The sequence below is a fragment of the Enterobacter asburiae genome (genome assembly GCF_008080435.1).
GTDB lineage: Bacteria > Pseudomonadota > Gammaproteobacteria > Enterobacterales > Enterobacteriaceae > Enterobacter > Enterobacter asburiae_C.
On record NZ_VRKN01000004.1, the window covers coordinates 295,803 to 309,478 of the forward strand.

16 protein-coding genes are annotated in these 13,676 nt (G+C 53.5%); 9 read left to right on the top strand and 7 right to left on the bottom strand.

What is annotated here, in order from left to right; genetic code table 11:
* Positions 1-91 precede the first annotated feature (91 nt).
* The 4 genes from rplT to thrS form a co-directional block, all read right to left on the bottom strand.
* A complete protein-coding gene (gene rplT, locus FU672_RS10090; RefSeq protein ID WP_000124850.1) occupies positions 92-448 on the bottom strand; it encodes a 50S ribosomal protein L20 in 357 nt (118 codons plus the stop codon).
* A 51-nt stretch (positions 449-499) separates the two neighbouring features.
* Positions 500-697, bottom strand: coding sequence for a 50S ribosomal protein L35 (gene rpmI, locus FU672_RS10095; RefSeq protein ID WP_003030583.1), 198 nt, complete (start codon positions 695-697; stop codon positions 500-502).
* 97 nt (positions 698-794) lie between these two features.
* Positions 795-1,337, bottom strand: coding sequence for a translation initiation factor IF-3 (gene infC, locus FU672_RS10100; RefSeq protein ID WP_014069901.1), 543 nt, complete (start codon positions 1,335-1,337; stop codon positions 795-797).
* Between the two features lie 3 nt (positions 1,338-1,340).
* Entirely contained in the window at positions 1,341-3,269 is a 1,929-nt protein-coding gene (gene thrS, locus FU672_RS10105; protein WP_148243153.1) for a threonine--tRNA ligase, read from the bottom strand.
* A gap of 324 nt (positions 3,270-3,593) precedes the next feature.
* Here thrS and yncL point away from each other — a divergent pair, with 324 nt between their 5' ends.
* Both yncL and yniD read left to right on the top strand, forming a co-directional pair.
* Positions 3,594-3,686 carry a stress response membrane protein YncL gene (gene yncL, locus FU672_RS10110; RefSeq protein ID WP_021241082.1) on the top strand — a complete coding sequence of 31 codons (93 nt, stop codon included), beginning with the start codon at positions 3,594-3,596 and terminating at the stop codon, positions 3,684-3,686.
* 98 nt (positions 3,687-3,784) lie between these two features.
* Positions 3,785-3,892, top strand: coding sequence for a small membrane protein YniD (gene yniD / locus FU672_RS10115; RefSeq protein WP_008500658.1), 108 nt, complete (start codon positions 3,785-3,787; stop codon positions 3,890-3,892).
* A gap of 69 nt (positions 3,893-3,961) precedes the next feature.
* Here yniD and FU672_RS10120 read toward each other — a convergent pair whose 3' ends face one another.
* Complete coding sequence (locus tag FU672_RS10120) at positions 3,962-4,720, bottom strand: DUF481 domain-containing protein (protein WP_148243154.1); 759 nt, start codon at positions 4,718-4,720, stop codon at positions 3,962-3,964.
* A 295-nt stretch (positions 4,721-5,015) separates the two neighbouring features.
* On the opposite strand from FU672_RS10120, the gene pfkB reads away from it, so the two are divergent.
* From pfkB to FU672_RS10135, 3 genes are all read left to right on the top strand, one after another.
* On the top strand, positions 5,016-5,948 hold the full coding sequence (pfkB, locus tag FU672_RS10125; RefSeq protein WP_148243283.1) for a 6-phosphofructokinase II: 933 nt from the start codon (positions 5,016-5,018) through the stop codon (positions 5,946-5,948).
* A gap of 106 nt (positions 5,949-6,054) precedes the next feature.
* The gene (ghoS, locus tag FU672_RS10130; protein ID WP_148243155.1) at positions 6,055-6,345 is read left to right on the top strand and encodes a type V toxin-antitoxin system endoribonuclease antitoxin GhoS; all 291 of its coding nucleotides are present in this window, start codon (positions 6,055-6,057) and stop codon (positions 6,343-6,345) included.
* 105 nt (positions 6,346-6,450) lie between these two features.
* Positions 6,451-7,311 (top strand): fructosamine kinase family protein, encoded by an 861-nt coding sequence (locus FU672_RS10135; protein WP_148243156.1) that lies wholly within the window; start codon positions 6,451-6,453, stop codon positions 7,309-7,311.
* Positions 7,312-7,347: 36 nt separating this feature from the next.
* On the opposite strand, the gene FU672_RS10140 is transcribed toward FU672_RS10135, so the two are convergent.
* Entirely contained in the window at positions 7,348-7,884 is a 537-nt protein-coding gene (locus tag FU672_RS10140) for a YniB family protein (protein WP_023311291.1), read from the bottom strand.
* A 148-nt stretch (positions 7,885-8,032) separates the two neighbouring features.
* Between FU672_RS10140 and hxpB the strand changes: the two genes are divergently transcribed.
* The 3 genes from hxpB to FU672_RS10155 all read left to right on the top strand — a co-directional run bounded on the left by hxpB (position 8,033) and on the right by FU672_RS10155 (position 10,915).
* Positions 8,033-8,704, top strand: a complete 672-nt coding sequence (gene hxpB, locus FU672_RS10145) for a hexitol phosphatase HxpB (protein WP_148243157.1) — start codon at positions 8,033-8,035, stop codon at positions 8,702-8,704.
* A gap of 101 nt (positions 8,705-8,805) precedes the next feature.
* Positions 8,806-9,396, top strand: a complete 591-nt coding sequence (locus tag FU672_RS10150; protein WP_148243158.1) for a metal-dependent hydrolase — start codon at positions 8,806-8,808, stop codon at positions 9,394-9,396.
* Positions 9,397-9,523: 127 nt separating this feature from the next.
* Positions 9,524-10,915: an L-cystine transporter gene (locus FU672_RS10155; protein ID WP_148243159.1), complete on the top strand. Its 1,392-nt coding sequence runs from the start codon at positions 9,524-9,526 to the stop codon at positions 10,913-10,915.
* Between the two features lie 48 nt (positions 10,916-10,963).
* On the opposite strand, the gene cedA is transcribed toward FU672_RS10155, so the two are convergent.
* Positions 10,964-11,356 (bottom strand): cell division activator CedA, encoded by a 393-nt coding sequence (gene cedA, locus FU672_RS10160; RefSeq protein ID WP_316043722.1) that lies wholly within the window; start codon positions 11,354-11,356, stop codon positions 10,964-10,966.
* Positions 11,357-11,406: 50 nt separating this feature from the next.
* Between cedA and katE the strand changes: the two genes are divergently transcribed.
* Complete coding sequence (gene katE / locus FU672_RS10165) at positions 11,407-13,656, top strand: catalase HPII (RefSeq protein WP_148243160.1); 2,250 nt, start codon at positions 11,407-11,409, stop codon at positions 13,654-13,656.
* Positions 13,657-13,676 lie beyond the last annotated feature (20 nt).

Below are 13,676 nucleotides of genomic sequence, written 5' to 3' on the forward strand. Positions count from 1 at the left end.
AAGACCTTATTGAAAAGCCTGGACGGGTAAAAGTCAATGTTCTGATGATGTTAAAACAAAAGAGGGAGCAAAGCTCCCTCTCTCAACTGGCTTATGCCAGTGCTGCTTTCGCTTTTTCGACCAGAGCGGTGAACGCTACTTTGTCGAATACTGCGATGTCAGCCAGGATCTTACGGTCGATTTCAACAGAGGCTTTTTTCAGGCCGTTGATGAATTTGCTGTAAGAAATACCGTTCTGACGTGCTGCTGCGTTGATACGCGCAATCCACAGTTGACGGAACTGACGCTTACGCTGACGACGGTCACGGTAAGCGTACTGACCTGCTTTGATAACAGCCTGGAAGGCAACGCGGTATACGCGTGAACGCGCACCGTAGTAGCCTTTAGCTTGTTTCAAAATTTTCTTGTGACGTGCACGTGCAATTACACCACGTTTTACGCGAGCCATATGTGCTCTCCTGTATCTATATTCTTAGTAAAAAAATTAAACGTTAACGGCTTATGCGTACGGCAGGCACGCGATAACCAGACCCAGATCGCCTTTAGAAACGAGGCCTTTTGGACGCAGGTGACGTTTACGCTTAGTAGATTTTTTGGTCAGAATATGACGCAGGTTTGCGTGCTTACGCTTAAATCCACCACCACCGGTTTTTTTGAAGCGCTTAGCAGCACCGCGTACGGTCTTAATTTTTGGCATCTTAATAACTTCCACTTCGCATTGTTAAATAAACGAAACATAGGCGAACAAAACCTATGAAACCCGAAGGCTCCACAGATTTTGCTGCTTGAAGGCCTTACTGTTTCTTCTTAGGAGCGAGCACCATGATCATCTGGCGGCCTTCGATCTTCGTAGGGAAGGATTCGACTACTGCCAGTTCACTCAGATCGTCACGGACGCGGTTAAGCACTTCCATACCAATCTGTTGGTGGGCCATCTCACGACCGCGGAAACGCAGTGTGATCTTGGCCTTATCGCCATCTTCCAGAAAGCGAATCAGGCTGCGGAGTTTTACCTGATAATCGCCATCGTCGGTACCAGGACGGAATTTGATTTCCTTAACCTGGATAACTTTTTGCTTCTTCTTCTGTTCCTTAGAAGACTTACTCTTTTCATAAAGGAACTTGCCGTAGTCCATGATACGACAAACTGGCGGTTCGGCGTTAGGGCTGATTTCAACTAAATCTACTCCAGCTTCTTCAGCTTTTTCGATCGCTTCTCTCAGACTCACAATCCCCAGTGGTTCACCTTCAAGATCTGTTAAGCGAACTTCCTGGGCGCGAATCTCGCCATTGATACGATTCGGACGTGCCGTTTGAACTCGTTTTCCGCCTTTAATACCTTATTCCTCCAGTTGTTGAAGACTGCGGCTGCGAATCTCTTGTTGCAGCTTCTCAATCACTTCACTTACGTCCAGGCTCCCCAGGTCTTTACCACGGCGGGTGCGAACGGCAACTTTGCCTGATTCCACCTCTTTATCACCACAGACCAACATATACGGGACACGACGTAAAGTGTGCTCGCGGATTTTAAAGCCAATCTTCTCATTTCTCAAGTCTGCTTTTACGCGAATGCCCGCATTTTGCAGTTTCTGCGTCAATTCTTTAACGTAATCCGCCTGAGAATCAGTAATGTTCATCACCACGACCTGCACTGGCGCAAGCCAGGTTGGGAAGAAGCCAGCGAACTCTTCGGTCAGGATGCCGATGAAGCGCTCCAGAGAACCGAGAATTGCACGGTGAATCATTACCGGTACCTGACGCTCGTTGTCTTCGCCAACATAAGAGGCGCTTAAACGCTGCGGCAGGGAGAAGTCCAGCTGTACAGTACCGCACTGCCATGCGCGATCGAGGCAGTCATACAGGGTAAATTCAATTTTCGGACCGTAGAATGCGCCCTCGCCCAGCTGGTATTCAAACGGAATACCGTTCTCTTCCAGCGCCACGGCGAGATCCGCTTCTGCACGATCCCAGGTCTCATCGCTACCGATACGTTTTTCCGGACGCGTTGAGAGTTTGACCACGATCTTCTCGAAGCCAAAGGTGCTGTACATATCGTAGACCATACGAATACAGGCGTTAACTTCGTCACGGACCTGATCTTCAGTACAGAAGATATGCGCATCATCCTGAGTAAAGCCACGAACACGCATCAGACCGTGCAGCGCACCTGATGGCTCGTTACGGTGGCAGCTACCGAACTCCGCCATACGCAGCGGCAGGTCGCGGTAGGATTTCAGACCCTGGTTGAAGATCTGAACGTGGCCCGGACAGTTCATTGGCTTGATGCAGTATTCACGGTTCTCAGACGAGGTGGTGAACATCGCATCTTTGTAGTTGTCCCAGTGGCCGGTTTTTTCCCACAGCACACGGTCCATCATGAACGGGCCTTTCACTTCCTGATACTGGTACTCTTTCAGCTTGGAGCGTACGAAAGTTTCCAGTTCACGGAAGATGGTCCAGCCGTCGTTATGCCAGAACACCATACCCGGCGCTTCTTCCTGCATGTGGTACAGGTCAAGCTGCTTACCGATTTTACGGTGGTCTCGCTTCGCCGCCTCTTCCAGGCGCAGCAGGTATGCGTTCAGGGCTTTTTTATCGGCCCACGCGGTACCATAGATACGCTGCAACATCTTGTTGTTGCTGTCGCCACGCCAGTAGGCGCCTGCGATCTTCATCAGTTTAAAATGATGGCAGAAGCGCATGTTCGGCACGTGCGGGCCACGGCACATGTCGACGTATTCTTCGTGATGGTACAAGCCAGGCTTGTCATCATGCGAAATGTTTTCGTCAAGAATAGAGACTTTGTAGCTCTCGCCGCGCTTCACGAAGGTTTCACGCGCTTCGTGCCAGCTGACTTTCTTCTTGATGACGTCATAGTTCGTTTCGGCGAGCTCGTGCATACGTTTTTCGAGCGCGTCGATATCTTCCTGAGTCAGGGTGTGGTCAAGGTCAACGTCGTAGTAGAAACCATTGTCGATAACCGGACCGATCGCCATTTTGGTGTTTGGCCACAGCTGTTTGATGGCATGGCCTAACAGGTGCGCGCAGGAGTGACGAATGATCTCCAGACCTTCTTCGTCTTTCGCGGTGATGATTGCAAGCGTCGCATCGTTTTCGATCAGATCGGAGGCATCCACCAGCTCACCGTTAACACGGCCAGCGATAGTCGCTTTCGCGAGACCAGGACCAATGTCCAGGGCAACATCCATTGGGCTAACAGCACGGTCGAAATGGCGTTGACTGCCATCAGGAAGAGTAATTACAGGCATTTTATATCCTTATTTGCAGTGATGCCCCACACATAAGAGCATATACAAAGAAAATAATCGTGATTTGACAATAGATTACGACACCATCTGACCAACAATCGTCAAATTGGTTCGCCATCATTCATCTGCCGGAAAATCAGACAACGTCGGATTTACGGTAAGCCCTGCAATGTTAACACTAACAAAAGGGAGATTGCACCCTCTGCTGGCAGATTGATGGGCTGGCACTTTCGCATGAATTTGCAGGTCGCATATTCCCGTCGCTCGCATTCCAGAGATGCTGGGCTACTCTTGAACAGGTCCTTAAACCCAAAGGTGCATACCATGAACGTATCCAGTAGAACGGTTGTGATATTGAACATCCTTTCCGCCACAGGTTTATTGTTGATTCTCGCCGAACGATTCCACTGGTTCTGAGCCGAACCCTACGCTGGCATAACTCAATCGATCCTGAGAAGGGGCATATTTCGGCCCTGTTTGGTAGACTGTGGATATCAACGAACAAGGATTAGGTTATGCCAACAAAACGATTTGCCGTAAAACACTGGAAAATGGTGCTGGTGCTGATTGCCATCTGCGGCGCAATGCTGCTACTCCGTTGGGCGGCAATGATTTGGGGCTAGGGTCATCAGAAGGGACGTCAAAAAGCCACAGACAATAAACGGGCCGACATCATCATCGGCCCGCTTTCATTACATTCTATAACCCAGTGAAACCGTGGTTCTGCGGTCGGTATGATCCGGCGCAGATTCTGGTGGTGAAGAGTTCCAGGTCACGTTGTAGGCGACTTTCAGACCAAAGTGTTCGTTGATAGCCACGTTCAGCGCCGTCTCAGAGTTCAGCGTCGTGTCGTCGGCACCAAATACAGAAACACCCTGGGTAAATTTGGTGTTGTCAGTCATCTGCCAGGCATAGGTACCGGAAGCGTAACCGAGCGGTTGGGTTTTGGTATCGCCATTGGTGTACTCGTCATAACGTACACCCGGACCGAATTCAAAACGGAGGCTGTGTACCGGACCGTTCAGGAACTGGCGACCATAACCGGCGGTGAACACATCGCGCTGGCGATAACCGTTGTAACGGTCGGTTAACCAGCTTGCCTGTCCAAACAGGTAGTCATAGTCGGTCATGTTGTAACGGCTACGTCCGCCTACCGCATACTTCTCGGAAGAACGTTCGTCATTAGCGGAAGTGTTGCTGGCATTACCCCACAGAGACCAGGCGGTGGTGTTGCCGTACCAGGTGAGCGTAGTGTCCGCCGTCAGAGAAGAGCTTTTCGTGTTACCGGATTGTGCCAGGTACCCGGCGTTCAGGTTACCTTCAAACGGCTTTTTCGCGGTGGAAGGATCGTCCATGACAGTAAAAACGGTATCATCAGCGGTCGCGTTCATAGCCGCAAACACGCCACCCGCCAGCATCAGTGCAGCGGGCACTGTCTTTAAAAGCTTCATTTTATTAAGGAGTCCGTACAACAAAAAAAGAGACCACACGGTCCCGGAATCTTTCTTGAGGATCAATGACAAGGCGTCCAGAGAAAGGTAACAAATTATAAAAAGCCGCAAATAACATAGCAATGTTTTCTTATTTCATTTTTTGAATAAGAACGATCTCAAAAAGCGTTTTATTTTATATATCCCCCGCCTCACTTTTTGTCAGTATTCATATTTAAAATCATACTGTTATTTACATTGCCTTCCTGACAAATGGTGCCAGACTAATAAGAACCCATGCTAAAAGGAGGTAATGATGGTTTCTATCTACACCCTGACGCTCTCCCCTTCCCTGGATTCCGCCACCCTGACGCCGCAGATTTACCCGGAAGGTAAATTGCGCTGTAGCGCCCCGGTCTTTGAGCCCGGCGGCGGCGGGATCAACGTGGCGCGCGCCATTACCCACCTCGGCGGCAAAGCCACGGCAATTTTCCCCACGGGCGGTGCCACCGGTGAACACCTGGTCTCTCTGCTGGCAGATGAACAGGTGGCCGTTGAGACCGTCGAGGCCAAAGACTGGACGCGGCAAAACCTGCATGTCCACGTGGAGTCCAGCGGCGAGCAGTACCGTTTTGTCATGCCGGGCGCGAAACTTAGCGATGACGAGTTTCGTCAGCTTGAAGAGAAAGTGCTGACGATAGAAAGCGGCGCGCTGCTGGTGGTCAGCGGCAGCCTGCCGCCCGGCGTAAGCACGGAAAAATTAACGGCGCTGATTCAGGCGGTACAGCAACGCGGTATCCGCTGCATTGTCGACAGCAGCGGCGAGGCCCTGCAGGCGGCCCTGGTGCCGGGCAATCTGGAGCTGGTCAAACCCAACCAGAAAGAGTTAAGCGCGCTGGTCAACCGCGAACTGACGCAGCCTGATGATGTTCGCACCGCCGCGCAGGAGCTGGTACGCAGCGGCAAAGCGCGACGCGTAGTGGTCTCCCTTGGACCTCAGGGGGCGCTGGCAGTCGATGAATCATCGTCCGTTCAGGTTGTCCCACCGCCGATGAAGAGCCAGAGCACGGTTGGCGCTGGCGATAGCATGGTGGGCGCGATGACGCTAAAACTGGCGCAGGGTGCGTCTCTGCTGGAAATGACACGCTACGGCGTGGCGGCGGGTAGCGCCGCAACCATCAACCAGGGCACGCGTCTCTGTTCACTTGCCGATACGCAAAAAATCGTCGATTACCTGTCCCGAAATTAGCGTCTGTTCCCCTTCGTCTTTATGGAGGGGAATGTCCTCTCTGAGTCGCCAAACGCAAACTATCGACTATGCTAAGAAAACTTCCATGATAACAATGAGGTGAATTATGAGCAGTGGTGACATCACACGTTACGTCGTGACCATCAACCTTCATGAAGCATCGCTGACCGAGCTGAATGAGCTCAACAATGCCTTCACCCGGGCTAATTTTCTCCTCACGCTGACGGATGACGAGGGCAATATTCATGATTTAGGCACCCTGTCATTTGGTCTGATCGGCGCCCTGGGCCAGGAAGAGGTTCATGCGCTGGCCGCCAGTCTGGTGGAGAGTGTGACCGACAAGCCTGCCGATATTGACGTGGATACCTGGGAAAGCTGGCGGAAAAAAGAACAATAAGTGCGCTGCATGAATTTAAACCGCTCAGGTGTGCGTTAGTTCGTATTTTTTTACCGCACTTATGCGCTAACTTTATGATCTGGCAGACAACATGGGAGAGACAACATGTGGCAGGCTATCAGTCATCTTTTACGTGAGCAACTGGGTGAAGGTGAAATTGAACTGCGTAACGAACTGCCAGGCGGTGAGATCCACGCCGCGTGGCATTTACGCTACGCAGGGCGCGATCTTTTCGTTAAATGCGATGAGCGGGAACTGCTTCCAATATTTACCGCCGAAGCCGACCAGCTGGAGCTGCTGTCGCGCAGTAAAACGGTGACGGTCCCGCAGGTTCTGGCCGTAGGGAGCGACCGCGACTACAGTTTCCTGGTGATGGAGTATCTCCCTGCCCGACCGCTGGATGCCCATAATGCGTTCATCCTCGGCCAACAGTTAGCGCGCCTGCATCAATGGAGCGACCAGCCGCAGTTTGGTCTCGATTTTGACAACGATCTCTCTACCACGCCACAGCCCAATACCTGGCAACGTCGCTGGTCGACATTTTTTGCCGAGCAGCGCATTGGCTGGCAGCTTGAGCTGGCCGCCGAGAAAGGGCTGGAATTTGGCAATATTGATGCCATCGTCGAGCACGTTCAACAGCGTCTGGCATCCCACCAGCCTCAGGCGTCTCTGCTTCACGGCGATTTGTGGTCTGATAACTGCGCGCTGGGTCCCAACGGCCCCTACATCTTCGACCCGGCCTGCTACTGGGGTGACAGAGAGTGCGATCTTGCCATGCTGCCGCTTCATCCTGAGCAGCCGCCGCAAATATACGACGGATACCAGTCTGTTTCCCCCCTGCCGTCCGGTTTCCTCGACCGCCAGCCGGTGTATCAGCTTTATACGCTGATAAACCGCGCCATTCTCTTTGGCGGAGAACACCTTGTTAACGCGCAGCGGGCACTCGAGCGCATGCTTGCCGCCTGAGAAGAGAACGGGTGGCCTTGCCGCCACCCTTATCGCTTACAGAAAACCGAGCAGTGAGAAGAAGAAGTATCCCGCCACAATGATGATCACGGGAAGGATATAGAGCGGGAAAATTTGCAGGAAAATGGTGTGACGCGGCACAACAATGCGGGATTCAATCTGCTCCCGACTCATTCCTTCCGGGCCTTTGGCCTGCTCCAGAATCAACTGATCCTCAACGCCTTCGCGTAAAAAGCGCGTCTGACGACTCATTCTTGCGCCAGAGGCCTGCAATGCCAGCGCGACAAAGATCAGGGCGTATATCACCCAAAAGCCGATATTCAGCTGTTGATGAAAATCCGGGGTGGGTGAGTTAAACCAGAAGACATTCAAAAATGGCGTATTAAAACGCATCATCTCAATCATGACATGAGCGAAATCAAGCATTACCGCATTGATACCCGGCTGTTTTTCGCTATGATCGTACATAAATTTGAGTACAGAAATCAGCGTAGAAATGACGGCAGGAATAAAAATCACCCAGCCAGCAATACGTTTTAAGACCGCAATGCGTCCAGCTTGTTGATACGTCATCAGTTCCTCTTCATAAAGACGCGTTATTTGTGCCTAAGTCTACCTGCTGGTCATCAATTTCGCCCGCTCTTTAAAAGCAATATGCTAAATTGCAGATTGTGCTTAGCACGTATCGTCTGTCGAACACCCTGGATAAGGAGACGTTGTGATGTCGACACCGCGCCAAATTCTTGCCGCAATTTTTGACATGGATGGATTACTGATCGATTCCGAACCGATGTGGGATCGCGCCGAACTGGATGTTATGGCCAGCCTGGGCGTGGATATCAGCCGCCGTAATGAACTTCCCGATACGCTGGGCCTGCGCATCGATATGGTGGTCGACCTGTGGTTTGCCCAACAGCCGTGGGTGGGTCCCGACCGCGACGAGGTAACCGCACGCATTATCAGCCGCGCCATTTCGCTGGTGGAAGAGAGCAGGCCGCTGCTGCCCGGCGTACGTGAGGCTGTCGCGCTGTGTAAAGCTCAGGGGCTGAAGGTTGGCCTGGCCTCGGCTTCACCGCTGCATATGCTGGAAAAAGTGCTCACGATGTTTGAACTGCGCGACAGTTTCGACGCGCTGGCGTCGGCTGAAAAATTGCCTTACAGCAAGCCGCACCCGCAGGTCTATCTGGACTGTGCCGCAAAGCTGGGCCTTGATCCCCTCAACTGCGTTGCGCTGGAAGATTCCGTTAACGGTATGGTGGCGTCGAAGGCTGCACGGATGCGCTCCATTGTGGTGCCCGCAGAAGAAGGCCGTCACGATCCCCGGTTTGCCCTTGCCGATGTGAAGCTTCATTCACTGGCAGAACTCACGGCGCATCACCTGCAGGGCGGTTAATGTCCTTCGCCGGTTTGTGACAAACAGTTACACCGTCACCTCTTCCGCCTACTGTATAAAAACCCTATACTGTATGAATTGACAGTTTCGTGGGTTTTATCATGACGGCGGAAGGCCACCTGCTTTTTTCTATTGCGTGCGCAGTATTTGCCAAAAACGCTGAACTCACCCCCGTGCTGGCACAGGGGGACTGGTGGCATATTGTTCCTTCCGCCGTATTGACCTGTCTGCTCCCCGACATTGACCATCCCAAATCCTTCCTCGGACAACGCCTGAAGTGGGTGTCGAAACCCATCGCCCGCGCGTTCGGCCACCGGGGGTTTACGCACAGTCTGCTGGCCGTGTTTGGCCTGCTGACGCTTTTCTATTTAAAAGTACCCGAAAGCTGGATAGTCCCCGCCGATGCCATCCAGGGGATGGTGCTGGGCTATTTAAGCCATATTCTCGCCGATATGCTGACGCCCGCGGGCGTGCCGCTGCTTTGGCCCTGCCGCTGGCGTTTCCGTTTTCCCATCCTGGCACCGCAGAAAGGTAACCAGCTTGAGCGCGTATTGTGCATGGCGCTGTTTGCTTACGCCATCTGGATGCCGCAAACATTGCCCGAAAACAGTGCAGTTCGTTGGTCATCCCAGATGATTAATTCGCTGCAATTTCAGTTTAATCGCTTTATTCATCACCAGATTGAACAGTAAACCGACAAAATTATCCCATTTGTCATAACCCATTCCATTTGGATATAAGCGCTACATCACACTTCTGCTAACCTTCCGCCAACAGGATCGGTAAAAACCGACCCAATAATAAATCAGGAGAACGGGGATGAATTTTCCACTCATCGCGAACGTCGTTGTGTTCGTTGTATTGCTATTGCTTCTCGCGCAGGCGCGCCACAAACAGTGGAGCCTGGCGAAAAAAGTGCTGGTTGGTCTGGCCATGGGTGTCGTTTTTGGTCTGGCATTACAGGCAATTTATGGCTCCGATAATCCAGTTCTGAAAGATTCTATTCAGTGGTTCAACATTGTCGGTAACGGCTATGTCCAGCTGCTGCAGATGATCGTTATGCCGCTAGTGTTCGCCTCTATTCTGAGCGCCGTTGCCCGCCTGCATAACGCGACCCAGCTGGGAAAAATCAGTTTCCTGACCATTGGTACGCTGCTGTTCACCACGCTGATTGCCGCACTGGTGGGTGTGCTGGTCACCAACCTGTTTGGCCTGACCGCAGAAGGTCTGGTTCAGGGAACTGCTGAAACGGCGCGTCTCACCGCGATTCAAACCAACTACGTCGGTAAAGTGGCTGACCTGACCGTGCCGCAGATGGTGCTCTCCTTCATTCCGAAGAACCCGTTTGCTGACCTGACCGGTGCGAGCCCAACCTCCATCATCAGCGTGGTTATTTTCGCCGCGTTCCTGGGTGTAGCGGCGCTGAAGCTGCTGAAAGACGACGCGCCAAAAGGCGAACGCGTGCTGACCGCGATTGACACCCTGCAAAGCTGGGTGATGAAGCTGGTTCGCCTGGTCATGCAGCTTACCCCTTACGGCGTTCTGGCGCTGATGACCAAAGTGGTTGCCGGCTCTAACCTGCAGGACATCATTAAGCTGGGCAGCTTCGTTGTCGCCTCTTATCTGGGCCTGGGCATTATGTTTGTGGTGCACGGCCTCCTGCTGGGCGTGAACGGCGTCAGCCCGCTGAAATACTTCCGTAAAGTCTGGCCGGTACTGACCTTTGCTTTCACCAGCCGTTCCAGCGCCGCGTCTATTCCGCTGAACGTTGAAGCGCAAACCCGTCGCCTGGGCGTGCCTGAATCCATCGCCAGCTTCTCTGCCTCCTTTGGTGCCACCATTGGTCAGAACGGCTGTGCAGGTCTGTACCCGGCGATGCTGGCCGTGATGGTCGCCCCCACGGTGGGTATCAACCCGCTGGATCCGGTATGGATCGCCACGCTGGTTGGGATTGTTACCGTAAGCTCCGCAGGCGTTGCGGGTGTTGGCGGTGGCGCAACCTTCGCCGCGCTGATCGTGCTGCCTGCGCTGGGTCTGCCCGTGACGCTGGTCGCACTGCTGATCTCTGTTGAACCGCTGATCGACATGGGTCGTACCGCGCTGAACGTGAGCGGCTCCATGACCGCTGGTACGCTAACCAGCCAGTGGCTGAAGCAGACCGACAAAGCGATTCTGGAAAGTGAAGACGACGCCGAGCTGGCGCACCGTTAATCACGGTAGAAATAAAAAAACCGCCTGATGGCGGTTTTTTTATAGCTGTTATTCTTCAACCTCTTCATCCTGGCGGATCTGCATCGCCCACCGCTGCGCTGACTCCGGTACCGTAAACGTGGGAGAGCGGCGGAAATGTTCGCCGATCAGCACAAAGGCCACGTATTTCCCCCGCAGCTGCCAGACATCGCGAAAACCCTCCACTTTCAGGGCATGGTCAGGCGGCGCGGGCTCAACGCGGGGCACATAGCTAATAACCTGGCGGTTTTGTTGACGAAGAGGTTTCATAAGCGACTGGTTCACTAAAGCAAATTCTTGAAGCAGGAAAATTCTATGATAGCCGATCCTGCTGCCTTCCGTCGCGCTCCGAGTGGGCGAGAAGGCTCCTTTCGTCAATGACGGCATGTGAAAACTCTTAGTTAGCGAGCCATCTCGCGACATTGTTCTATCCTTAATAGGGTTTTTAGCAATGGATAAAGGAGAAACGTGCAATGTCGAACAAAGATAAAACACATCAATCACCGATTCATGGCACTGAAGAATCTCAACCGGGTATGGACTCTCTCGCCCCTGCTGACGGCTCTCACCGCCCCTCACCTGGCCCTTCCGCCCCAGGCGAACAGCCTACCGCACCGGGAAGCATGAAATCTCCGGACACGGGAAACGAGAAGCTGAAAGCTCTTGAGCCACACCGTAAAGGCGGCGAAGGTTTTGCGCTCACCACTAATCAGGGCGTGCGCATTGCTGACGATCAAAACTCCCTTCGCGCAGGCGCGCGCGGGCCAACCCTGCTGGAAGACTTTATCCTGCGGGAAAAAATCACCCATTTCGACCATGAGCGAATTCCGGAACGCATCGTTCACGCGCGCGGTTCCGCTGCGCACGGCTACTTCCAGCCATACAAGAGCCTAAAAGCGATCACCAAAGCGGATTTCCTCTCCGACCCGAATAAAATTACCCCGGTGTTTGTGCGTTTCTCCACCGTGCAGGGCGGCGCCGGTTCGGCAGACACCGTACGAGATATCCGCGGCTTTGCCACCAAGTTTTATACTGAAGAGGGTATTTTCGATCTGGTGGGCAATAACACCCCGGTATTCTTCATTCAGGACGCGCATAAATTTCCTGACTTTGTCCATGCGGTAAAACCGGAGCCCCACTGGGCCATACCGCAGGGACAAAGTGCGCACGACACCTTCTGGGACTATGTCTCCCTGCAGCCTGAAACCTTACACAACGTGATGTGGGCGATGTCAGACCGCGGCATTCCGCGCAGCTATCGCACCATGGAAGGGTTTGGCATCCATACCTTCCGTCTGATCAATGCCGAGGGTAAAGCCACGTTTGTCCGTTTCCACTGGAAGCCGGTGGCGGGCAAAGCCTCGCTGGTGTGGGACGAGGCGCAGAAGCTCACCGGGCGCGATCCGGACTTCCATCGCCGCGAGCTGTGGGAATCTATTGAAGCAGGCGACTTCCCGGAATACGAACTGGGTCTGCAGCTCATTCCGGAAGCGGACGAATTTAAGTTCGATTTCGATCTTCTTGACCCGACGAAGCTGATCCCGGAAGAGCTGGTGCCGGTTCAACTGGTGGGTAAAATGGTGCTTAACCGCAACCCGGATAATTTCTTTGCCGAAAACGAACAGGTCGCGTTCCACCCAGGGCATATCGTGCCGGGGCTGGACTTCACCAACGATCCGCTCCTGCAGGGACGTTTGTTCTCGTATACCGATACGCAGATCAGCCGTCTTGGCGGGCCGAACTTCCACGAAATTCCGATTAACCGCCCAACCTGCCCGTACCACAATTTCCAGCGCGACGGGATGCACCGTCAGGATATTGATACCAACCCGGCTAACTATGAGCCGAACTCCATCAACGATAACTGGCCGCGTGAAACCCCTCCTGGGCCGAAACGCGGTGGATTCGAATCGTACCAGGAGCGTATCGACGGCAACAAAATTCGCGAGCGCAGCCCTTCGTTCGGCGAGTATTACGCCCACCCTCGCCTGTTCTGGAACAGCCAGACGCCGATTGAGCAACAGCACATTATAGGCGGCTTCAGCTTTGAACTGAGTAAAGTGGTGCGTACCTACATCCGCGAGCGGGTGGTCGATCAGCTGGCGCGCATTGATATTCAGCTCGCCCAGAGCGTGGCGGACAATCTGGGTATTACGCTGACCGATGAGCAGCGCAACCTTGCGCCGCCGAAAGAGGTTAACGGCGTGAAGAAAGATCCGTCGCTGAGCCTGTATGCCGTGCCGGGTGGCTCGATTAAAGGCCGCGTGGTCGCCATCCTGCTGAACGACAACACCCGCGCCAGCGACGTGCTGGGGATCATGCAGGCGCTGAAAACCCAGGGCGTGCATGCGAAACTGCTTTATTCCCGCATGGGGGAAGTGACCGCCGATGACGGCTCCGTGCTGCCGGTGGCGGCAACCTTTGCCGGGGCGCCATCGCTGACCGTCGATGCGGTGATTGTGCCGTGCGGGGATATTGACAGCCTGCTGAGCAACGGCGACGCCGTCTATTATCTGCTGGAAGCCTATAAGCACCTTAAACCGATCGCGCTGTCCGGCGACGCGCGACAGTTTAAGGCGCAGCTAAAGGTTGCAGCTCAGGGAGAGGACGGCATTGTCGAGGGCGACAACGTTGACGATGCCTTTATGACGAAGCTGTTTGATTTGCTTTCCGCGCACCGCGTCTGGTCACGCAGTAGTAAGATTGACCAGATCCCAGCGTAAAACCATTCCCGGTTGTGCGG